Source organism: Paraburkholderia fungorum (genome assembly GCF_046026025.1).
GTDB lineage: Bacteria > Pseudomonadota > Gammaproteobacteria > Burkholderiales > Burkholderiaceae > Paraburkholderia > Paraburkholderia fungorum_E.
Map to the genome: position 1 here is coordinate 38,892 of NZ_JAQQFL010000039.1, position 20,973 is coordinate 59,864.

Here is a 20,973-nt window from a genome sequence, read left to right on the forward strand (position 1 = left end):
TCGCGGTTCCGGACGATCGCGTCAATCGCACCGCGACATTCCAATCGAATCGAACCCCTGCCCCGCCGCCGATGAACAAAGAGACCGAACTCAAGAAGGCGAAGCGCACCCCGCTGCTATTGCTGCTGGCGGCCGCCTGCGTTTTCGTCGTGACCGCTTTCATGCCGCGCGGCGTCTGGGTGGACGGCATCAAGGCGGTGGCCGAAGCCGCCATGGTTGGCGCGCTCGCCGACTGGTTCGCGGTGGTCGCGCTGTTTCGCCGCGTGCCGATCCCGATCGTCTCCGCGCATACGGCGATCATTCCGAGGAACAAGCACAAGATCGCCGACAACCTCGCGGTGTTCGTGCAGGACAAGTTTCTCGACGTGCCGTCGCTAGTCGGGCTGATCCAGAAACACGACCCGGCGCAAAGCATCACCGGCTGGCTGACGAAGCCGGCCAACAGCGCGCGTCTGGGCGACTATGTGGTCAAGCTGACGGCCGGCATTCTCGAACTGACCGACGACGTTCGCATCCAGGTCTTCATCAAGGACGCATTGCGCGATGTGCTGGCCAAAATCGACCTGTCGCAATCCATGGGCTCGATTCTCGACACGCTCACCAAGGACGGCCGTCATCAGGAACTGCTCGACGCCGGCATCGAACAGGTCGTGGCGCTGCTGAGCGAACCGCAGGCGCGCGAGTTTATCGCGGAGCGCATCGTCGAGTGGGTGAAGAACGAGTATCCGAAGATGGAGATGATCCTGCCCTCGGCGTGGCTCGGCGAGAAAGGCGCCGAAACGATCGCCAATGTGGTGAACCGGATGCTCGAGCAGATCAGCGAGAACCCCACGCACCAGTTGCGCCAGAAATTCGACGAGGCCGCGCAAAAGCTGATCGTCAAACTCAAGAGCGATCCGGCGTTCCTGCAAAAAGGCGAAGACCTGAAGCGCTATCTGGTGGAAGGCGAAGCGCTGAGCACCTATGTGAAAGATATGTGGGGCGAATTGCGCGCCTGGCTCAAGCGCGATCTGCAAAGCAGCGATTCAGCCCTGCACTCGCGGGTGATGGCGATGGGCCAATGGGTGGGCCACGAACTGGCGCATGACCCGGCGCTGCGCCAGTCGCTCAACGACCACATGGAAGAAGCAGCGCGCGGCATGGCGCCGGATTTCGCCCAGTTCCTCACGCGCCACATCAGCGATACAGTGAAGAACTGGGATTCGCGCGAAATGTCACGGCAAGTCGAGTTGAACATCGGCAAGGATTTGCAGTACATCCGCATCAACGGAACGATCGTGGGCGGTTTTATCGGCTTGCTGCTCTACGCGAGTTCGCGATTATTCGAGCTGCTGCGTTTGCACATGGGCTGAGGGATACGACCGCCGCACGCCAAAGCGCCTACAATCCGGGCATATGAATTGCTCAGGCGCTTTACCTGGCGGGCGCCATTCCCTTGCGCGCATGCCTCTGATCAAAGCGACAGCGCCACCACATCGAGAAGTGTGTTCATGAAAATATCGTTACCGCCGCCTGGGCGGCCAAACCGCGTATACCCGCCGGGCACACCCAGTCTGCATGGCCTGGCATCGGTGATCACCGGCGTAGTTGTGGTGTGCGCGTTGTACTTCGGCCGCGCGGTGCTGATCCCGATCACGCTCTCGGTGCTGCTCAGCTTTCTGCTCGCCCCGCTGGTGCAGGCGTTGCGGCGTTTTCACATGGGCCAGTTGCCGTCGATCTTTATCGCCGTGCTGTTCGCCCTCGCCACCTTGCTGGCCGTGGGTGGCCTGATCGGTGCGCAACTGGTGCAACTGGCGGGCGATCTGCCGCAGTATCAGGCGGCGATCGAGCAAAAGATCGAGACGGTGCAGGAGAAAACCGTCGGCCGGGCCGATTCGCTGATGAGCCGCGCCGCCGCCACGCTGCAACGCGTCGCGCCATCCAAGCCGAGCCCGCCGCGCCTGACTGGACGCGCGGCGCGCAACGCGCCGCCTGTGCCGACGCCCGTCGAAGTGCACGAGCCATCCCCCACGCCGATGCAACTCGCGCAACGCGCACTGTCACCGGCAATCGCACCGATCGAAACGACCTTCATCGTGCTGGTGGTAACGATCTTCATCCTGTTGCAACGCGAAGATCTGCGTGACCGTTTGATCAGCCTGTTCGGTTCGCGCGATCTGCACCGCACGACCACCGCGATCAACGACGCCGCCGGACGGCTGAGCCGCTATTTCGTCGCGCAACTGGGCGTGAACCTCAGCGCGGGCGGGATCATCGCGATCGGCCTGGCGATTATCGGCGTGCCGGGTGCGCTGCTGTTCGGCGTGATTGCCGCCTTGCTGCGCTTCGTGCCCTACATCGGCATCTGGATCGCCGCGATTCTTGCGGTGTTTCTCGCCGCCGCCATCCAGCCTCAATGGACCATGGCGGTCTACACGTTGATCCTTTTCATCGTCGTCGATGTGGTGGCCGGGCAGATCGCCGAGCCGCTGCTGTACGGCCATCGCTCGGGCCTGTCGCCGCTGGCGGTGGTGGTGGCGGCGATTTTCTGGAGCTGGCTGTGGGGGCCGATTGGCCTCGTGCTGTCCACGCCGCTCACGCTATGCGTCGTCACGCTCGGGCGCTACGCTGACCGTCTGAACTTCCTCACGGTGCTGCTCGGCGACCAGCCCGCACTGACGCCCGCGCAGAACTTCTATCAGCGGCTTCTGGCGGACGATCCGCATGAAGCCATCGTGCAAGCGGAGCGCCTGCTGCGCGAGATGTCGCTGATCGATTACTACGACAACGTCGCGCTGGAAGGCCTCAAACTCGCGCGCAACGATGCAATGCGCGGCGTGTTGATGCCTGAGCAACTGGCGCGGATCAACGACGCGCTGGTCGACATCGTCGAAAACCTGGAAATCGCCGACGGCCTGCCGGATCGCCTGTTGCGCCCGGAACTGCCCGACTCGGCCGGAGCGATACTGGCCTCGGCGTCGGCGGATCTTTCGGACCGGCACGACAGCCACCATCCAGGCCGCCCGGCGTTGCGCCCTGAAAGCGAGAAGACGTCGGTGTTGTGCGTGCCTGGACGCGGTGCATTCGACGAGGTCACCGCCGCCATCGCCGTGCAGTTGCTCGGGCGCCAGGGACTCACGCCGATGATGGCCACGCACTCGGGTTATCGCAGCGCGCATGCCAACGAACCGAGCTTCAAGGACGCGCCGATCATCTGCATCATCTCGCTCGACGCGCCGGAGTCGCCGCCGTATCTGCGCAATATGCTGCGGCGTACGCGGGAATGGCGGCCGCGGGCAACCCTGGTGGTCGGTGTCGGCGGCGCGCCCGAAGGCGGCCCTGAGATGGGCGCGACCGGCGCTTCGCATGCGGCGCCGACGTTCCGCGCGATGATCGAGGAATGTCAGGTGGCGGCGAGCGTGCTGTACTCGCGCCAGCCTTCGCATGCGGCTGGCGCGGATTGAAGTAGTCCGCGCAGTCGCTACGCCTGCGCCATGTACCCAAAATGAGGACAGCCGCGCGCCACCCCTCCTCCATACTTCACCAATCGATTCGCACCGCCTTTAGAGCGCATTCAGCGCCGTGGCGGGCAATCCATTGGCATCGAAGATCCAGAGGAGACATGCATGAGCCACAGCTTCAAACCCTATCCCTTCACGCCTCGTCACTATGCGGGTGGGGTGCCGCCGCTGGTTGACGGATGCGACGCCGTGCGGCGCGCGGTGGCGATCGTGGGAGGCGGGCCCGTCGGCATGACGCTGGCGCTTGCGTTGGCGCGGCAGGGCGTGCGCTCCGTGCTGATCGAAGCCGACGACGGCGTGTGCACCGGCAGCCGCGCGATCTGCATTTCACGGCGCAGCCTGGAGATTTTCAAACGCCTCGGCGCCGTGCACGGTTTCCTGCAAAAAGGCCTGCCATGGACAGGCGGCCGCAGCTTCTACCGCGATACCGAAGTGTTCCGCTTCACCATGCATCAGGACGACGAGCAATCGCTCCCGCCGATGATCAACATCGCGCAATATCAGATCGAGCAATTGCTGCTCGACGAGGTGGAACAGCACGCCGATCTGATCGACATCCGCTGGCAAACGCGCGTGACCGGCCTCGACCACCACACCGGCAACGGCGCTACGGGTGCAACGCTAGACCTGAGCACCGGCGACACCGCATGGAAAATGCGCGCGGATTGGGTCGTCGCATGCGACGGCGGCCGCAGCACGATTCGCGAGGCGCTCGGCCTCAAGCTCACGGGAACGACCTACGAAGGTCGGTACGTGATCGTCGATATCGAACTGAAGAGCACGCGCGCCACCGAACGGCTCGCCTATTTCGATCCGCCCTCCAATCCTGGCTCGACGGTGCTGGTGCACAAGCAGCCCGACAACGTCTGGCGTATCGACTACCAGCTTCGCGACGACGAAGACCCCGAGGCCGCCGTCAAGCCTGAAAACGTGATGCCACGCGTGCAGAGCGTGCTCGACTCGATGGGCGAAACCGGCGAATGGTCGCCGATCTGGATTACGGTCTACAAGGCCAACGCCTTGACGCTCGAACGCTATCGCCACGGCTCGGTACTGTTCGCGGGCGACGCCGCGCATCTCGTGCCGATTTTCGGCGTGCGCGGCGCGAACTCCGGTATCGACGACGCGGACAATCTCGGCTGGAAACTCGCTTGCGTGGTCAATGGCATCGCGTCGGCGCGTCTGCTCGACAGCTATAGCGACGAGCGCGTTTTCGCGGCACGGGAAAACCTGAGCTATGGGATGAAAAGCACGGAATTCATGGCGCCGCCCTCGTTCGCGTTCGACCTGATGCGCAAGGCCGTACTGGGACTTGCCGGGCGTCATCCGGCTGTGCGGCCGTTGATCAATCCGCGGCAGACGCATGCCATTGCCTACACCCAGTCCCCGCTCAATCAGGTCGCGGCCGCTGCGTCGGGCGCGTTCAGCAAGGGGCCGGCGCCAGGCACCGTGTTGCCGGAGTGCAGACTGCAACGGCTATGTGACGGCGCCGCGGTCGATATCCATCTTACCGATCTGCTTGGGCCGTGCTTCACCGCACTTCGCTTCGGCGTGGAGGCGGCGCAAGACGAAGCGTGGCAGCAATTGCACCACGCGCTCGGCGCACACGGCATTCCATTCAAAGCGGTCACGCTGGTCATGGACGACGCGCCGCGCGCCGCCAGCCCGCACGTGGCCGATCCGGCGGGACGCTTGCACGAGATGCTCGACGCGACGCCGGGCACCGTTTATCTGATCAGGCCGGACGGTCATGTACTCGCCCGCTGGCGCAACGGGAGTGCGGCGAACGTGCAAAGCGCCGTGACGGCCAGTCTGACGAAATGACTCAAGAGGAATCCCCAGCATGACCGATAGCGAACTCGACCTCGTCTACACCACGCTCTGCACGACACTTACCGCTGAAGGCGAAACGCAAGCCGCCTTGTATCTGGCGCGCCTTGCGCTGCTATCCATGACGGAGATCGGCGACATGCAGCGGGCCTTGTCGTTGATCGAGGCGGCGAAACTGCCGCCGGTTTCGGCGGTGACCGCGTAACCCGGCTGGAATACAGCGGCTGGAACGCCGCCCAACACAAACCATCAGACGAAAAAAACCGCCCCGTTGACAACAGAGGGCGGTTTTTGCCTTGCCACATTCACTGACGCGGATACAACCCCAACGTGCTCGCATGCAGGCGCGCGAGTCCGAGCAGCGCGTCCGTGTACGGCGTCGGCACATCGGTCAGTTGCCCCAGTTCACGCACCGCGGCTACCAGCGCATCCAGTTCAACCGCTTTGCCCGCCTGTACGTCCTGCAGCATCGAGGTTTTCATCGCGCCGAGTTTGAGCGTGACCTCGTGGCGATCCGCCGGCGCCTGCTCAATTGGAATGCCGAAGCGTGCGCCGATCGCTTTCGCCTCCAGCATGATGCTGGTGACGAAGTTGCGCACCAGTTCGTCGCTGAGAATCCGGTCGGTGGTCGCGCCGGTGAAGGCGCTGATCGGATTCATCGTCATATTGCCCCACAGCTTGTACCAGACGTCGCGCTGAATCTGCTCCGACATCGACGCATTGAAGCCTGCTGCGCTGAGCGTGGCAGTGAGCGCTTTGACGCGTTCGCTCGGTTGCCCCGACGCCTCGCCGATAATCAGCCCATTGCCCTGATGATGCCTGATGACGCCCGGCGAATCGATCAGACAACTGGCATGCACCACGCAGCCCACCGTTTGCGCGGTCGGAATCGCGGCGGCGATCGCGCCGTCAGGATCGATCGACTGCAAGCGCTTGCCGGCGAAATCGCGGCCAAGTCCGCCGCAGAACCACCAGGGCACGCCGTTCATCGCGGTCAGCACGGTCGTCTGCGCGTTCATCAGCGGCGCGATATGCGCGGCCACCGACGCCATCGCCGGACCTTTAACCGCCACCACGACGAGATCCTGCGCACCGAGATCGGCCGGCTGTTCGCTCGCCGTCACCCGCACCGTGTGCGTCACGCCGCCTTCGATCAGACGCAAGCCGTGTTGCTGCAACGCGCCGAGCGTCGCACCGCGCGCCACCACGCTCACGTCGTGGCCGGCCTGCGCGAGTTTCACGCCTATCCAGCCGCCGATCGCGCCTGCACCGTAGATTCCTACTTTCATTGCTTCAATCCTTGCTTTAATCCCAGGGTCAAGCTTCGCTTCAATCTTCGCGCCAATCGTCGCGTTGATCTTGGCGTTATTCCTTATAGCTCGCGTCGATGCGATCCACGCGCCGCACCAGCGCGTCGAACACATCTTGTCCCGCACCGTGACGCGGATCGAACTGCAGCGAATCGCGCGAGCAGCGGATCGCCACCTCTTCCGGTACCGGCCGCGCGCGGCCCATCGAGAACGTCGCCATCTGGATTTCGCATGCGCGGTTGAGCGTCCACAGAATAGCGAAAGTCTGCGGCAACGTGTTACCCCATGCAAGCAGGCCATGATTGCGCAGGATCACCGCCTGTTTGTTACCGATATGCGCGAGCAGACGCGGCCCTTCTTCCGCATGCACCGTAATGCCTTCGAAGTCGTGATACGCGATACGGTCGTGCAACTGTGCGCTATAGAAGTTGGTTTGCTCCAGACCGTTTTCAAGGCAGGCCACCGCGACGCCAGCCGTAGTGTGCGTGTGCATCACGCAGTGCGCATCGGCCAGGCCTTCGTGAATCGCCGCGTGCACGACAAAACCCGCGGGATTCACCGGATACGGCGAGTTGTCGAGCACGCGTCCTTGCGCGTCGATCTTCACGAGGTTGCTCGCCGTCACTTCGCTATAGTGCAGACCGAACGGATTGATCAGGAACTGGCGCTCGCCGCCGCTGACGCTCGGCGGCACACGCAACGTGATGTGGTTGTAGATCATCTCGGTCCAGCCGAGCATATCGAAGATGCGATAGCACGCCGCCAGTTGCACGCGCGCCTGCCATTCGTCGGGATGCATCGTGCCGGACTTCGATGGGCTCGCCGGTTGTACTTCAAGAGTCGACATCAGGGTCTCCGTTTTATCGTTGATCGGTTCGAACGCTCGTTCGTCGCAAGTAGCAGCCGTTATGCGCCCGCCACCACCGCCGCGATCGACGACGCCACATAGCCGGCGTTGCGCGCATTCAATCCGGCGACGCACATGCGCCCCGAGCGCAGCACATACACGGCGTATTCGTTGCGCAAACGCTCGACCTGGGCTTCGCTCAGGCCCGTGTAGGTGAACATGCCGCGCTGCGCGACATAACGCGCGCGCATGACTTCATCGACGCGGCCGGCGAGGCCGTCGTGAATCGTGCCGCGCATGGCGAGAATCCGTTCGCGCATGGTGGCGAGTTCCGCTTCCCACGAAGCACGCAAAGTTGCATCCGACAAGACATTGGCGACGAGGCGTGCGCCATGCGTCGGCGGATTGCTGTAATTGGCGCGCACCGCGGACATCAATTGACCGAGTACGCGAGCCGCCTCATCCTTGCTCTTGCATACCACGCTCAATGCACCGCAGCGCTCGCCGTACAGCGAGAAATTCTTCGAGAACGAATTGGCGGCGATCAGCGGCACGCCCGCATCGGCGAGCAGACGCACGCAGGCGGCGTCCTCTTCGAGGCTCGAGCCGAAACCTTGATACGCCATGTCGACAAACGCAATCAGCTTGCGGCGCTGCAATACGGGCACCAGTTCCGCCCATTGCGCCGGGCTCAGGTCGACACCGGTCGGGTTATGGCAGCACGCGTGCAGCAGCACGATGCTCTGCTCCGGCAAGCGGCCAATCGTGTCGATCATGTCGGCAAAACGCAGGCCACCGGTATGTTCGTCGTAATACGGATAGGCGTTGACCGTGAGGCCCGCGCTTTCGAACACCACGCGATGATTTTCCCAGCTCGGGTCGCTGATCCATATTTGCGAGGCCGGGAAATAGCGCTTCAGAAAATCCGCGCCGACCTTCAGCGCGCCTGATCCGCCGAGGGTCTGCAAGGTCGCGATGCGGCCCGCCGCACGCGCCTCGTGATTCGCGCCGAACACCAGCGCCTGTGCTGCGTCGCGGTATTGCGGCAGACCGGCCATCGGCAGATAGGAGCGCGGGCCGATCGCGCCGAGCAACGCGGTTTCGGCGCGCCGTACAGCGTCCATCACCGGCAGCTTGCCGGCGTCGTCGAAATAGATGCCGATGCTCAGGTTGACCTTGTTGGGCCGCGGATCGAGTTGAAAATCCTCGTTCAGGCTCAGAATCGGGTCGCCGGGATAGGCGGGAATGTGGTCGAACATGGCAATTCCTTGAGTGGAGCCCCGCGTGTGGCTGATTTGCGGCCTGCGTATATCCTGGATGCGCCCTGGATGTGGGCTGTTGCAGCCTGGCGCCTGGCCTCAATCGCGTGGGCAAGACGAAAGTCTAAGCGGGTTTCCCCCCTCGCGTCGACCAGGGCAAGTGTCGGCCAAGGACTCGCCACCGACAATCAATCGATTTTTCACGATTAGTAAGTTTTTCTTTAGAATCGCCTGATGCCACTCACACGCGTCACCATCCGTCAGTTCGAAGCGTTTCTCGCCATCGTCGATTTGCACAGCATCGGCGCGGCGGCGGAACGGCTCGGCTTGACCTCGTCGGCGGTCAGCCAGTTGCTGGCCGAACTGGAAACGGAACTGGGCTTTCGTCTGTTCGACCGTACGACGCGGCGCGTCAATCTGTCGAGCGCAGGGCAGGATTTTCTGTCGTCGGCCGAATCCGTGTTACGCCATGTGCGCGCCGCCGCCCAGTCCGCCGACGACATCCGCAATCGCGCGGCCGGCATCGTGCGAGTCGGCGCACCGCTCGTGCTCGCGGCGACCGCGCTGCCCGTGGCCATCGCCGAGTATGGGCGCGACAAACCGAAAGTGGTCGTGCGCATTTGCGATACCGTGGTCGAACAACTGGTGGAGCGCGTGGAAAGCGGCGACGTTGACCTCGCGATCGGCCCGGACCGCCAGAGCGGCACGCGGGTGCGTTGCGATCCGGCCTTCGCGAGCCCATGGGTCATGTGGTGCGCGCCAACGCATCCGTTGAATGCGCGGCGCCGGGTGCAATGGCAGCATTTGCGCGACGTGCCGATTGTCGCCACCGGCCGCGATCACGAGCGCGCGGTCGAACAGATGCTGGCCAATCTGCCGGTGGAGGCGCGCATCATTCCCGTGGACGTGGTGGACAATGTCACCACCGCGTTCGGCCTGGCCTCACAGGGGCTCGCCGTCACGCTCGCCCCCGCTTATGTCGCGCCGCTCGCGCGAACTTTCGGGCTGGTGATGAAACGCATCGTCGATCCGGAAACCATCCGCGAGGTATGCGTGTATCGCTCGACCGAACGTGCGCTGTCACCGTCGGCGGACGGTTTCGCGGAATTCATCGTGCCGTGGCTGAAACGCTGGGATCGTGAGACGCAAGCCGAGGCGCGGGCGAAGCGCGCATAACGTTGTTGGCGCGGGTGCGATTGCGTTTCACCAGTTCTGCGGCGGTCAATCAACGACGGCGCAACCGGGTTGTGCTCACAACCTCGGCGCGCCGGGCCGGAACCGGCCTGGATCGCTCAGGACCGCTCAGTTCCGTTCAGGCAGCAGACAAAGCGCGAACAACTGGCGCTGGCCGGAAATACCCAGCCGGGCATAAGCGCGCTTCTGATACGTAATCACGCTCGTGGCCTTGATGCCCATTTGCTCGGCGATCTCGGCGGCATTTGCACCTTCGAGCGTGCCGCGCAGCACATCGATCTCGCGCGGCGTCAGGGCCGGGCAGGCCCGTCTCACGCGTGCCAGCATCGTGGCTGCCGTACCTTGCTGATGCTGTCCATTGAGCGCGTAATGGCTTTTCGCAGCATGCGCGAACAGATGCGCCACGCTTTCCACATGCTCCAGTTCACCCGGTTCAAACATGCCGTAGGCGCGGTCACGATACAGATTGATCGACAGCCAGACGCTTTCCATTGGTTGCAGGAGCAACGATAAGCGGTCGGACACATTGGGCTGCGCGTAGCAGGCGGCGCGGTAAGCTTCGTTCTCGATTTCTTCGCTTTGCTGCTGGTGCAGCACTAATGCCTCATGCGACTGTTTCGCTTGCGGGCGGCCGATGATGGCGCGGTTGCCGTCGAGGGCATAGAAGTGCGTCGCGTAGTGGTCGGCGACATTGCGCAGAAAGCGGCCGCCGCGGTGGTCGGCGGCGGAAACGGTGCGCGGCCTGGCGTCGAATTCATAGGCGAAAACCGTGCACTGCGAAACGGGCAGCGCGTCGCCAACAGTTTTCAGAATGCTTGCAGCGAGCGCGTCCGGGTCGGCATGCGAAATCGACATAACGAGGTCGGTCACACGCGACGTGTTGATGTGCCCGCTGCGGGGCGGTGTGGAAACGCGCCAGGAACGCATGATAAAGGCGAACTCGCCAAGCTTGGGTTTCAGTCCGGCAAGCGTAGCACAACGGTGCATCGTGCCTCACGCGAGACGGCTCTGATGGCGGAGTCCGCTGGTGCCGCCAGAGTCAGCAAACGCACCACAAACCAAACACAAACCCGACTGCAGACCAAAGAAACTACAGCGTCCCCAATTTAACCGCCAGAAAATCGACCAACAGCCGCGTTCTCTGCGGCAAGCGCCGCATTTTTGCCCACATCGCATGCAGCGGCAAAGGCGTGAGCTGAAAATCCGGCAGCAAAACCTCGACCCGTCCTGCCTCGACCCATTCCTGAATCTGCCAGAAGGCGGCGATCCCAATCCCCATGCCGCCCAGCACACCCGCGTTCACCGCGGCCACCTGATTGCTGTCAAAGCGACCGGCCACGTTCACCGCAATTTCGTTGCCCTCGGGCGATGCAAACACCCACCGCCCAGGATACGGCACACCGGTTCGAACCACGCAATCGTGTCGCGTCAGATCCCGCGGATGCGACGGCCTGCCGTGTTCGGCAAGATAGCCAGGCGCTGCGAACACCACCCGCCGAAGCGTGCCGATGCGCCGCGCCACCAGCCTTGAATCAGGTGTTTCGCCAATGCGGATCGTCACATCCGCGCCGGTTTCCGTCGGGTCGCGATACGCGTCGTTCAGATCGAGCGACAACTCCAGTTGCGGATGACGCTGCAAAAACTCCGCGGCGAGCGGTGCGATGAACTGCGGCCCGAACAGCGACGGCGCATTGATCAGCAATCGGCCCGTGAGCCGGTGCGCTTCCTCGGCAAGTTCGGTGCGCGCCAGTTCGAGTTCGGTCAGCGCGCCTTTGACCCGCTCGTAAAAGCGCATGCCGGCGGCGCTCGGTTGCGAAGTACGCGTGGTGCGCACGATCAGCGTCGTTCCGTGGGCCCGCTCCAGCACTTGCAGCGACCGGCTGACGGCTTGCAACGAGCGGCCAAGCCGCCGCGCGGCGCTCGTCAGGCTGCCCTCCTCGACAATCGCCACGAGGGCTTCCAGATCACGCAAGGCATCCATCGCCGATTCTCCCGTTTTTCGTGAGGATGTATCAAATTCAGTGCGAATTGTATTTGTTCAACGTGAGAGTAGCATCGATTCGTCTTCACTTAACGGTTCGCCCGACCATGGACTCTCCCACAATGCAGTGCCAGACCGCAGCCCGAGCCACTTTGGCGCCAGCACACAGCATTCCGACCGTGCGCTTCGCCGCGATGGTCGCGGTCGCCGTGCTGCCTCTCTATGCATCGCAAACCCTGATCGGCCCGCTCAACGCCTCGCTGCATCTCGGCGCATGGACCACGCTCGTCACCGCGTTGACGTTGCTCGGCTATGCGGTCGGCCTGGTCGGACTCGTGCCGCTGATCGACCGCCTGCCCAATCGGCCCTTGATTGCCGCCACGTTATTCGCGCAGATTGCCTGTCTCGTACTGGCCGCCGTCGCGCCGCTGGCGCCGGTGTTCCTGGCTGCATCGTTCGCCGTCGGCGTGACATCGAGCGTCGTGCAGATGCTGGTGCCCGCGGCGGCATCGCTTGCGCCGCCGGCGTCACGCGGCAAAGTGGTCGGCAACGTCATGAGCGGCTTGATGCTCGGCATCCTCCTGTCGAGGCCGCTGGCCAGCGTGATCGGCGGCGCCTTTGGCTGGCGCGCATTCTATGCAGCCGATGCCCTGCTGCTCGCGGCTGTCACGCTCGCCGTGGTGCCGCGTTTGCCGGATGTGCGCCCGCTCCACGCCCCGCCCTATGCCGCGTTATTGACGTCGATGGCGCGTTTGCTCGCGCATGAACCCGTACTGCGCCGCCGGGCTTTGTATCAGGGCCTGCTCATGGCCGGTTTCAACGCGTTCTGGAGCAGTGTTGCGATTGTCCTGACGCGCGCGCCGCTCGATCTGAACAGCACCTCGGTCGCGCTGTTCGCGCTGGCCGGCGGCGGCAGCGTGTTCATTGCGCCGCTGGCGGGCCGCGCCGGCGACAGGGGCTGGTCGAAACCCGCCACCATGCTCGCTCACGCGGTTGCCATCGCGGCCGCCCTGGTGGCGATCCTGGCGTTGAGTTCGGGCGTGTCGCGCGCCATATCGATCGCCATGCTGGCCGTGGCTGCGTTCTTTATTGACGGTGGCGTGATTGCCGACCAGGCATTGGGCCGGCGCGCGATCAATCTGCTCGCGCCCGAATCGCGCGGCCGCGTGAACGGGCTCTATACGGGGCTCTTTTTTGTGGGCAGCGCGGCAGGCGCCACCATTGCCGGCCCTGCGCTCGCACATTGGGGCTGGCCGGGTGTGGGCATCGCCATGGTGGGCTTTTTCGCTGCGGCAGCAGCGCTGCATCTGCGCGACAGTTCGTGCGGACATCGCGCATGATCGATCTTACGAATCACTGAAGGAGCCTGTTCATGACATCCACTCGCAGCGCAATGCGCTATCGCAGCATCGAAATCGACGGTCTCGACATTTTCTATCGCGAGGCAGGGCCACGCGATGCACCGGTGATTCTGCTGCTGCACGGCTTCCCGTCGTCGTCGCGAATGTACGAGACGCTGATGCCGCTGCTCGCGCAGAACTACCGGCTGATCGCACCGGACTACCCGGGTTTCGGCCACAGCAGCGCGCCCTCGCCCGGCACCTTCGCGTACACGTTCGATCACCTTGCCGACGTGATGCTGCATTTCACCGATGCATTGGGACTGAAGCGCTATACCCTGGTCATGCAGGACTATGGCGGTCCGGTAGGGTTTCGTCTCGCGCTTTCGAACCCTGAGCGGATTGAAGCCCTGGTGGTGCAAAACGCGGTGGCGCACGAGGCAGGCCTCGGTCCGCTGTGGCAAACGCGCAAGGCCTTCTGGAAAGATCGCGCAACGCATGAGGCGGCGCTGCGGGCCAATCTGCTTTCATTCGAGGCGACCCGCTTGCGGCATGTTGGACGCAGCCCGAATCCCGATTGTTACGACCCGGATACCTGGACGGACGAGTTTGCATTTCTATCGCGACCCGGGCAAATCGATATTCAGACTGAGCTCTTCTACGACTATCGAACCAACGTCGAACGGTATCCGCTGTGGCAGCGATATCTGGACGAACGTCAGCCGCCCATGCTCGTGATATGGGGGAAGTACGATCCCTCATTCGAAGTGGAAGGCGCTCACGCGTATCGTGCCAATGTGCCTGGCGCCGAAGTCCATATGCTCGAGGGCGGCCACTTTGTACTGGATGAAGCCGTCGATCAGGTTGCGGCGCTGATGAATCAGTTTCTGGACGCGCGACGGGCGAAACGATAACGCACGTTTTGGTGGGCGGCGGTCTGGTTAAGTGCGCAACGCGCCGTAACCAGACTGCCTCGAAAAACACCGGCTACCCGCGGATAAAGAACCCACGGACCCGCACGTGCATCAGAAGCGATAGTTGATGGAGATATCGGCCACCCCGGTGGCCCTGCTATGCGTGATCGGACTATTGCCCGCACTGCCGACCAGTTGTTCGAACGCGCCGTCGGCAGTGGCAAACCAGTGCTTGTCGAACAGCCACACCATGCTAATGCCGAAACCCACCGACTTGAAACCCGCACTCGCGTGATACTCCGAGTATTGCGAGTGCGCCGCCTGGTTCTGATTCACCCCATACCAGGCGTTCATGTAATTGGAGTCCGCGAGGGTCACGTTCGGCCCGGCGAACCAGAAGAATTTCTTGGTGCTGCCCGGCATCGGCATATAGGCGCCGAGATCGCCGATCCAGCCGTTCGAGCCGCCGAAATAGCGCCGGACGTCGGCACGCAGCACGAGCGGGAAATCCTTCGACACGACATATTCCCCGGACAGTTTGAGCCCCGGTGCCGGATTGATGTTGCCTAGCCCGTTCAACTCCTGCGGATCGTCATGAGCGCGACGCCCGAGATCGTAGACGGCGGCGAGACTCGCGCGCCAGTTCTGCCCTTGCGCAAAGTTGACCCCGAGGCCTTCGCCGCTCGAAAAGAAGAACAGGTCTTTGTAGCGCACGTCGACGCTCGGCCCCGCCATCAGGTGATACCGGTCGGAGCCCTCGTAACGCGGCTGGAACGACGTCGCTGCGCCGACGCGCACCTGCCAGTCGGGAATATTCGGCTGCCACATCTTCTGCAGCGGAATGCCCACGGAATATTGCCATTCGCCTAGCGGCGAAGGGGTTTGTGCCAAAGCCGAGCCCGGCAAAAAGCCGACGCCACAAAGGGTCACGGCGACCAGAGATGCTGCCACGATGCTTGTTTGTTTATTGCGAATCCTGCCGGTCCGCTTTCTATGGCTGATCAACACCAGAAGCCTCCGTTCTCGCGTATCGCGAAGGGGTTTAGGTTCTCGCCCGAAGTCTACAAAGAATGGAGAACATCCGTGCGACCGCCGCGTTGCTACGCGCGGCATGTAATTCTTTCAGCAAACGACACGCATTGCCCGGCAAGACGCATGGTTCGAATCTGATGCTGCCCCATCAACTGGGCACCCGGACGAACAAAACCGTGCGAAAGGTTTGCCGACGCACGCTCCTGTGCAAAATGCGGGCCTGGTCGCTGGAAAGCCGGCTCGGATCGGAACAAGTAAGGACAGACCGACGGATGCTGACAAGCATGCCGTGGCGATAGTGACAGGCAGAATACAGCCGCAAAAAAACGCCCGGCGCCGCGCGATGCGGCGCCGGGAAGGGAAGATTCCCGCTAGTACGGCATGTGTGGCTCTATTGCGCCGCTTCGACCAGCACGGGTTTGTCGCGATAGAGATTCGGGAACAGACGCTTCAGGTTGGCGACCTTCGGCATGTCGTTGATGGCGATATACGCCGAGTTCGGATGCAAGGTCAGGTAGTTCTGATGGTACGACTCGGCCGGATAGAAGCCCTTGAACGGCTCCGTCTTCGTCACGATCGCGGCCGGGAAAGCGTGTGCCTTGTCGAGTTGGGCAATGTAACTTTGCGCGACATGGCGCTGCATATCGTTCAACGGGAACACCGCCGAACGGTATTGCGTGCCGCTGTCCGGCCCCTGGCGGTTCAACTCGGTCGGATCCTGAATCACCGAGAAATAGACCTGCAGCAACTGCCCGTAGGTGACCTTGGTGGGGTCGAACGTAACCTGCACGGATTCCGCATGACCGGTGTCGCCACCGCTGACGGTTTCGTATTGCGCCGTGTCGCGCTGACCGCCCGAATAACCCGCGAGCGCCCTGGTGACGCCCCGCACGTGCTGGAACACGCCCTGGACGCCCCAGAAGCAGCCGCCCGCGAACACGGCGGTTTCTTCGTGCGCGCTCGTGGCGGAAACCGGTTCGTCGAGCGCGGGTGGCGCAATGACAACCCCCGCTTCCGACGAGAAAGCCACGCGCTGCGCCAGCAGCAGCGCCAGCGCGCCGAGCCCGACCGAAAGCGCCACGGCCGCTCTGCGCGAGCGGACCGGTTTGCCGATGATGCGTTTCTCGATGTTCATGATGTTGGTCCTGATTCGATCAGCTTGTGCCGCGCGCGGCGGGCGTGAAAGTTAAAGCGAGGCCGTTCATGCAATAGCGCAGACCGGTCGGTTTGGGACCATCGTCGAAGACGTGACCCAGATGGCCGCCGCAGCGCCGGCACACGACTTCGTCGCGCGTCATGCCGAACGACTTGTCGGTGTGCGTGACGACAGCATGATCCAGCGGTTGCCAGAAACTCGGCCAACCGGTGCCGCTATCGAATTTCGTCTTCGACGAGAACAGCGGCAGTGCGCAACCGGCGCACGCAAAGGTGCCGACGCGGTGCTCGTCGTTTAGCGGGCTGCTGAATGGCCGCTCGGTGCCCGCTTCGCGCAGCACGCGGTACTGCGCGTCGGTCAGCAGTTTGTGCCATTCCGCGTCGCTATGCGCGACCTCGTAGGCCGCCGCCGCGCCCAACTCCGCCGCACCGGCCGTGCGCCATGCCGCGGTGCCGCCTGCGAGCGACGCCGCACCGATTAACCTGAAGAAACTCCGTCTGCTGCAAGCCATGATGATCGTCCCGGAAAGTCCGCACCGTTCACCCGTTCGGGCGCTGATTGCGCCGCCCGCGAGTGGTCCTGACATTTAGTCGGCCCAGAGAGAGATTTATGACAGCATGCGCGTCTTTTTGCGTGGCGGCGGTTACAGCGGAAATTTCGTGGTCGACAGGATTTCCTTGAGCACCATAAAGGAGCGGATTTGCCGGACGCCCGGCAGATAGAGCAACTGTTCCGCATGCAGACGATTGAAGCTTTCGCTGTCGCGGGTGCGGATGGTCATGAAATAGTCGAACTCGCCGGTGACGACGTGACATTCCATGCACCCCGCCACCTTCTGCGCCGCTTTTTCGAACTCGGCAAACGACTCCGGCGTGGATCGATCGAGCACCACGCCGATGATCACCAGCATGCCCGCCCCGGCCGCTTTCGGGTCGATCAACGCAACCACGCCGCGAATCAGCCCGGATTCCTTCAGCCGCTCCACGCGCCGCAGACAGGCCGGCGCGCTCAATTTGACTTTGGCCGCCAGCGCGACGTTCGAGATCGACGCGTCGGTTTGCAGTTGACGCAGGATCGCCCGGTCGATGCGATCGAGCGCGTGAAGCGAGTCGGCTTGCGCGGCTGGGGTTACCTCAGCCGCTGCACCAGCCCTGCTCCGCGTACCACGAACTTTTATTGCGTTCATTGGTTTTGGTCCGGAATTTTTTTAAGTCATTTTCCATTGAATGTTATCAAAAGTATGCCGGACAGAATTTCTTTGCAAGCTCATTTCTCGCGCGATTCCCTACCATTTGTTTAGCGCGGCGGCATGCTGCACGCGTCGAACCTACCTCTCTGGAGCTGCCATGAACCTGCAACGATTCGCTCGCTACCCGCTGACTTTTGGGCCCACACCGATCCAGCCGTTGAAGCGTTTGAGCGACCACCTGGGCGGCAGGGTGCATTTGTATGCGAAGCGTGAGGACTGCAACAGCGGCTTTGCGTTTGGCGGCAACAAGACGCGCAAGCTGGAGTATCTGATTCCTGAGGCGTTGGCACAGGGATGTGACACGCTGGTATCGATTGGCGGAATCCAGTCGAATCAGACCCGTCAGGTTGCGGCGGTTGCTGCGCATTTGGGGATGAAGTGCGTGCTGGTCCAGGAGAACTGGGTCAACTATTCGGACGCCGTTTATGACCGGGTGGGCAACATCCAGATGTCGCGCATTCTGGGGGCTGACGTCCGGCTGGTTGCTGACGGCTTCGACATTGGTTTCCGCAAGAGTTGGGAAGATGCCTTGGAGAGTGTGCGCGCTGCGGGCGGCAAGCCCTACGCGATCCCGGCGGGCTGCTCGGACCATCCGCTGGGCGGCCTTGGTTTCGTTGGTTTTGCTGAGGAGGTGCGTCAGCAGGAAGCCGAACTTGGTTTCAGGTTCGACTATATCGTGGTGTGTTCCGTGACTGGCAGCACCCAGGCGGGCATGATCGCGGGCTTCGCCGCCGACGGCCGCGCGGAGCGCGTGATTGGGATCGATGCCTCCGCGAAGCCTGCACAGACACGCGAGCAGATCTTCCGAATCGCGAAGCAAACCGCGGAAAAAATCGAACTTGGCCGCGACATCACGAGCAAGGACGTGGTGTTGGACGAGCGTTACGGCGGCCCCGAATATGGCTTACCGAACGAAGGCACATTGGAGGCGATTCGCCTGTGCGCGCGACTTGAGGGCGTACTGACCGACCCGGTATACGAAGGAAAATCGATGCACGGCATGCTGGACATGGTACGAAACGGCGAATTCCCTGAGGGTTCCCGCGTGTTGTACGCGCACCTGGGCGGCGTCCCCGCGCTGAACGGCTACAGCTTCATTTTCCGCAACGGTTAGCCACCGACGGGATGACGAGAAAACAAGCGACAGCGGATAAATAGCGGCGGATGCAAGATACGTAGTGCGCAACGCAAGGCAAATAGCGTCGACCTACCGCAACCGAATCCGCAACCACAGCGAGCATTTTTTGAAAAGGGCATCGGCGCGCGCAGCGCCGCCGGAAGAATGACGGCTGTGTCACCGGGGCGAAATGTGCGAGAACACGGATTCCAGATGCACCACTACCGTGGCTGTGCGGGGGACCCGCTTAAGAATTAGCGGTTTGAGCCGCTTTCTCTTGCTTACTTCTCTTTGCGGCCGGCAAAGAGAAGTAAGTGCCGCCCCGCACAGGGGCAACACTAATACACCACTAACAAAGCAAGGAAAGGCCAAAAAAACCAGAACAAGAAAAGTCCAACACCTCAAACACACAACCCCAAGCGCCGCGCAGGCAACAAAAAAAAATCACCCTCCCAACCCCTCCCTCAAAACCCCAACAAAAGCCCGAATACTGACCGAACTCTGCCGATGCTGCGGATAAACAGCATAAACGGTACTCGCCGAAGGCAAAAACTCATCCAGCACCGTCACCAACTGCCCACTACCAAGCGCACGAGAAACAATAAAATCAGGAAGCCGAACAATCCCAAGCCCGGCGATGGCAGCATCGCGAACCAACTCTCCATTATTAGCCCGCAGCGGCCCCCGCACCTCAACCCCCTTCACCACCCCATCGACCACAAAATCCCAACTCACAGCCCCACCATGCCCGTATAGCAGACACGAATGCCGCGCCAGATCACCAGGACGAACCGGCGCCCCACGCCGCCGCACATACCCCGGACTACAACACACCACCATCCTGACATCGACAAGCTTCTGCGCGATCAGCGTGGAATCCGGCAACGTCCCGATCCGGATCGCCATATCGAACCCCTCACCCACCACGTCGACGGTGCGATCGCTCAACTCCATATCGAAGCGCACCTCATCATGCTCGCGCAGAAAGCTGGCCACCAACGGCGACAGATGCGTCATGCCGAACGACATCGGCGCGCTGATCCGCAGCAGCCCACGCGGCCCGGCGCGGCGCAGCGACATGGCCTGCTCGGCGTCTTCCACCTCGCCGAGAATGCGCCGCGCGCGCTCATAGAATTCCTGCCCAAGTTCGGTCACGGCCAGCTTGCGCGTATTGCGGATCAGCAACTGCACGCCGAGCGCCTCCTCCAGCGCCATCACGCGCCGGCTGACGAACTGCTTCGACAGCGCCAGCCGTTTCGCCGCCGCGGTGAAGTTATGGGCGTCGACCGTGGCGACGAAGATCCGCATGTCATCGAGTTGCATCGTATTGTCCACCTTGAGGAGACAGTGTTTCCTATTTCAACCCGATTATAGCCATCCTGATTGACCTAAACTGTCATTCATGGATCGCAGCCAACCATCTGGCCCGGATCGCACAACAGAACCAAGGAGAAATACGATGCTCGATATCAGACACGCCAATCAACGCGGCCGCGCGGAGCACGGCTGGCTCAGCTCGCGTCATACGTTTTCCTTCGCGAACTATCACGATCCGAAGCAGAACGGCTTTTCCGACCTGCTCGTGATCAACGACGACCGTGTCGCACCGGCCCAAGGTTTCGGCAAGCACCCGCACCGCGACATGGAGATCTTTTCGTACGTGCTGGACGGCGCGTTGGAACATAAGGACACGATGGGCACCGGCTCGGTGATCGTGCCTGGCGACATCCAGTTGATGAGCGCGGGAACCGGCGTCGCGCATAGCGAATACAACCAGTCGAAGAGCGAGCCCGTGCACTTCATGCAAATCTGGATTGCGCCGGCGCAGACAGGCACCACGCCGCGCTATCAGCAACGTCACTTTGGCGCGGACCAGAAGCGCGGCGTGTTGCGCCTCGTGCTGTCGCCGGACGGCGCGGACGGCTCGCTCGTGCTGCAACAGGACGCGCGTGTCTATGCCGGTCTTTTCAACGGTGACGAAACTGCGCGCCTCGAGTTGGCCAGTAATCGGTATGCTTATATCCAGGTGGCGCGCGGCAGCGTCACAGTGAACGGCGTCGAGCTTGGCGAAGGCGACGGCGCTCGGGTCCGCGACGAAGAAGCCCTGACCTTCACGCAAGGTCACGACGCGGAGGTGTTGGTGTTCGATCTGCGTAATATTGAAGTGTCGGAGTTGTGGGCTTAAGCGACTCGATCGAGCGGCTTGACTGCCGATAGATCTGGCCGGCTTCAGCGTGGCTCGCC

Annotated in this window: 19 protein-coding genes; 9 read left to right on the forward strand and 10 right to left on the reverse strand. The window is 62.5% G+C overall.

Annotated features, from left to right (window positions below; translation table 11 throughout):
* Window positions 1–71 precede the first annotated feature (71 nt).
* From PQR67_RS31980 to PQR67_RS31995, 4 genes are all read left to right on the forward strand, one after another.
* A complete protein-coding gene (locus PQR67_RS31980) occupies window positions 72–1,352 on the forward strand; it encodes a DUF445 domain-containing protein (RefSeq protein WP_408466805.1) in 1,281 nt (426 codons plus the stop codon).
* 138 nt (window positions 1,353–1,490) lie between these two features.
* Window positions 1,491–3,443 carry an AI-2E family transporter gene (locus tag PQR67_RS31985; RefSeq protein WP_408466806.1) on the forward strand — a complete coding sequence of 651 codons (1,953 nt, stop codon included), beginning with the start codon at window positions 1,491–1,493 and terminating at the stop codon, window positions 3,441–3,443.
* Window positions 3,444–3,605: 162 nt separating this feature from the next.
* Window positions 3,606–5,324, forward strand: coding sequence for an FAD-dependent oxidoreductase (locus PQR67_RS31990; RefSeq protein ID WP_408466807.1), 1,719 nt, complete (start codon window positions 3,606–3,608; stop codon window positions 5,322–5,324).
* Between the two features lie 19 nt (window positions 5,325–5,343).
* The gene (locus PQR67_RS31995) at window positions 5,344–5,535 is read left to right on the forward strand and encodes a hypothetical protein (protein WP_408466808.1); all 192 of its coding nucleotides are present in this window, start codon (window positions 5,344–5,346) and stop codon (window positions 5,533–5,535) included.
* Between the two features lie 100 nt (window positions 5,536–5,635).
* On the opposite strand, the gene PQR67_RS32000 is transcribed toward PQR67_RS31995, so the two are convergent.
* From PQR67_RS32000 to PQR67_RS32010, 3 genes are all read right to left on the reverse strand, one after another.
* Window positions 5,636–6,619, reverse strand: a complete 984-nt coding sequence (locus PQR67_RS32000; protein ID WP_408466809.1) for a 2-dehydropantoate 2-reductase — start codon at window positions 6,617–6,619, stop codon at window positions 5,636–5,638.
* Between the two features lie 76 nt (window positions 6,620–6,695).
* Window positions 6,696–7,487 (reverse strand): class II aldolase/adducin family protein, encoded by a 792-nt coding sequence (locus PQR67_RS32005; protein WP_408466810.1) that lies wholly within the window; start codon window positions 7,485–7,487, stop codon window positions 6,696–6,698.
* A gap of 59 nt (window positions 7,488–7,546) precedes the next feature.
* Window positions 7,547–8,746 (reverse strand): amino acid aminotransferase, encoded by a 1,200-nt coding sequence (locus PQR67_RS32010; protein ID WP_408466811.1) that lies wholly within the window; start codon window positions 8,744–8,746, stop codon window positions 7,547–7,549.
* A 234-nt stretch (window positions 8,747–8,980) separates the two neighbouring features.
* On the opposite strand from PQR67_RS32010, the gene PQR67_RS32015 reads away from it, so the two are divergent.
* Complete coding sequence (locus tag PQR67_RS32015) at window positions 8,981–9,922, forward strand: LysR family transcriptional regulator (RefSeq protein ID WP_408466812.1); 942 nt, start codon at window positions 8,981–8,983, stop codon at window positions 9,920–9,922.
* A 126-nt stretch (window positions 9,923–10,048) separates the two neighbouring features.
* Here the strand turns inward: PQR67_RS32015 and PQR67_RS32020 are convergent, their stop codons facing one another.
* Both PQR67_RS32020 and PQR67_RS32025 read right to left on the reverse strand, forming a co-directional pair.
* Window positions 10,049–10,867 (reverse strand): helix-turn-helix transcriptional regulator, encoded by an 819-nt coding sequence (locus tag PQR67_RS32020; protein WP_408466813.1) that lies wholly within the window; start codon window positions 10,865–10,867, stop codon window positions 10,049–10,051.
* A 163-nt stretch (window positions 10,868–11,030) separates the two neighbouring features.
* Complete coding sequence (locus tag PQR67_RS32025) at window positions 11,031–11,921, reverse strand: LysR family transcriptional regulator (RefSeq protein ID WP_408466814.1); 891 nt, start codon at window positions 11,919–11,921, stop codon at window positions 11,031–11,033.
* A 152-nt stretch (window positions 11,922–12,073) separates the two neighbouring features.
* Between PQR67_RS32025 and PQR67_RS32030 the strand changes: the two genes are divergently transcribed.
* Together PQR67_RS32030 and PQR67_RS32035 are read left to right on the forward strand one after the other, a co-directional pair.
* Complete coding sequence (locus tag PQR67_RS32030) at window positions 12,074–13,261, forward strand: MFS transporter (protein ID WP_408466815.1); 1,188 nt, start codon at window positions 12,074–12,076, stop codon at window positions 13,259–13,261.
* Window positions 13,262–13,293: 32 nt separating this feature from the next.
* Window positions 13,294–14,175, forward strand: coding sequence for an alpha/beta fold hydrolase (locus PQR67_RS32035; protein ID WP_408466816.1), 882 nt, complete (start codon window positions 13,294–13,296; stop codon window positions 14,173–14,175).
* A gap of 111 nt (window positions 14,176–14,286) precedes the next feature.
* Here the strand turns inward: PQR67_RS32035 and PQR67_RS32040 are convergent, their stop codons facing one another.
* The 4 genes from PQR67_RS32040 to PQR67_RS32055 form a co-directional block, all read right to left on the reverse strand.
* Entirely contained in the window at window positions 14,287–15,183 is an 897-nt protein-coding gene (locus tag PQR67_RS32040; protein ID WP_408466817.1) for a MipA/OmpV family protein, read from the reverse strand.
* A 415-nt stretch (window positions 15,184–15,598) separates the two neighbouring features.
* Window positions 15,599–16,342 carry a peptide-methionine (S)-S-oxide reductase MsrA gene (msrA, locus tag PQR67_RS32045; protein WP_408466818.1) on the reverse strand — a complete coding sequence of 248 codons (744 nt, stop codon included), beginning with the start codon at window positions 16,340–16,342 and terminating at the stop codon, window positions 15,599–15,601.
* A 19-nt stretch (window positions 16,343–16,361) separates the two neighbouring features.
* Window positions 16,362–16,874 (reverse strand): peptide-methionine (R)-S-oxide reductase MsrB, encoded by a 513-nt coding sequence (gene msrB / locus PQR67_RS32050; RefSeq protein ID WP_408466819.1) that lies wholly within the window; start codon window positions 16,872–16,874, stop codon window positions 16,362–16,364.
* A gap of 132 nt (window positions 16,875–17,006) precedes the next feature.
* Complete coding sequence (locus tag PQR67_RS32055; RefSeq protein WP_408466820.1) at window positions 17,007–17,549, reverse strand: Lrp/AsnC family transcriptional regulator; 543 nt, start codon at window positions 17,547–17,549, stop codon at window positions 17,007–17,009.
* Window positions 17,550–17,709: 160 nt separating this feature from the next.
* On the opposite strand from PQR67_RS32055, the gene PQR67_RS32060 reads away from it, so the two are divergent.
* On the forward strand, window positions 17,710–18,726 hold the full coding sequence (locus PQR67_RS32060; RefSeq protein ID WP_408466849.1) for a 1-aminocyclopropane-1-carboxylate deaminase: 1,017 nt from the start codon (window positions 17,710–17,712) through the stop codon (window positions 18,724–18,726).
* Window positions 18,727–19,173: 447 nt separating this feature from the next.
* Here PQR67_RS32060 and PQR67_RS32065 read toward each other — a convergent pair whose 3' ends face one another.
* On the reverse strand, window positions 19,174–20,052 hold the full coding sequence (locus PQR67_RS32065) for a LysR family transcriptional regulator (protein ID WP_408466821.1): 879 nt from the start codon (window positions 20,050–20,052) through the stop codon (window positions 19,174–19,176).
* A gap of 136 nt (window positions 20,053–20,188) precedes the next feature.
* On the opposite strand from PQR67_RS32065, the gene PQR67_RS32070 reads away from it, so the two are divergent.
* Window positions 20,189–20,914, forward strand: a complete 726-nt coding sequence (locus PQR67_RS32070) for a pirin family protein (RefSeq protein ID WP_408466822.1) — start codon at window positions 20,189–20,191, stop codon at window positions 20,912–20,914.
* Window positions 20,915–20,973: the final 59 nt, after the last annotated feature.

Excerpts from the sequence above, each read along its gene's own strand:
- PQR67_RS32015 (WP_408466812.1), top strand. The coding sequence starts at position 8,981 with ATGCCACTCACACGCGTCACCATCCGTCAGTTCGAAGCGTTTCTCGCC.
- PQR67_RS31990 (WP_408466807.1), top strand. The coding sequence starts at position 3,606 with ATGAGCCACAGCTTCAAACCCTATCCCTTCACGCCTCGTCACTATGCG.
- PQR67_RS32055 (WP_408466820.1), bottom strand. The coding sequence starts at position 17,549 with ATGAACGCAATAAAAGTTCGTGGTACGCGGAGCAGGGCTGGTGCAGCG.
- PQR67_RS31985 (WP_408466806.1), top strand. The coding sequence starts at position 1,491 with ATGAAAATATCGTTACCGCCGCCTGGGCGGCCAAACCGCGTATACCCG.
- PQR67_RS32060 (WP_408466849.1), top strand. The coding sequence starts at position 17,710 with ATGAACCTGCAACGATTCGCTCGCTACCCGCTGACTTTTGGGCCCACA.
- PQR67_RS32000 (WP_408466809.1), bottom strand. The coding sequence starts at position 6,619 with ATGAAAGTAGGAATCTACGGTGCAGGCGCGATCGGCGGCTGGATAGGC.
- PQR67_RS32035 (WP_408466816.1), top strand. The coding sequence starts at position 13,294 with ATGACATCCACTCGCAGCGCAATGCGCTATCGCAGCATCGAAATCGAC.
- PQR67_RS31995 (WP_408466808.1), top strand. The coding sequence starts at position 5,344 with ATGACCGATAGCGAACTCGACCTCGTCTACACCACGCTCTGCACGACA.
- PQR67_RS32070 (WP_408466822.1), top strand. The coding sequence starts at position 20,189 with ATGCTCGATATCAGACACGCCAATCAACGCGGCCGCGCGGAGCACGGC.
- PQR67_RS31980 (WP_408466805.1), top strand. The coding sequence starts at position 72 with ATGAACAAAGAGACCGAACTCAAGAAGGCGAAGCGCACCCCGCTGCTA.
- msrA (WP_408466818.1), bottom strand. The coding sequence starts at position 16,342 with ATGAACATCGAGAAACGCATCATCGGCAAACCGGTCCGCTCGCGCAGA.
- PQR67_RS32010 (WP_408466811.1), bottom strand. The coding sequence starts at position 8,746 with ATGTTCGACCACATTCCCGCCTATCCCGGCGACCCGATTCTGAGCCTG.
- PQR67_RS32025 (WP_408466814.1), bottom strand. The coding sequence starts at position 11,921 with ATGGATGCCTTGCGTGATCTGGAAGCCCTCGTGGCGATTGTCGAGGAG.
- PQR67_RS32065 (WP_408466821.1), bottom strand. The coding sequence starts at position 20,052 with ATGCAACTCGATGACATGCGGATCTTCGTCGCCACGGTCGACGCCCAT.
- PQR67_RS32005 (WP_408466810.1), bottom strand. The coding sequence starts at position 7,487 with ATGTCGACTCTTGAAGTACAACCGGCGAGCCCATCGAAGTCCGGCACG.
- msrB (WP_408466819.1), bottom strand. The coding sequence starts at position 16,874 with ATGGCTTGCAGCAGACGGAGTTTCTTCAGGTTAATCGGTGCGGCGTCG.
- PQR67_RS32020 (WP_408466813.1), bottom strand. The coding sequence starts at position 10,867 with ATGCGTTCCTGGCGCGTTTCCACACCGCCCCGCAGCGGGCACATCAAC.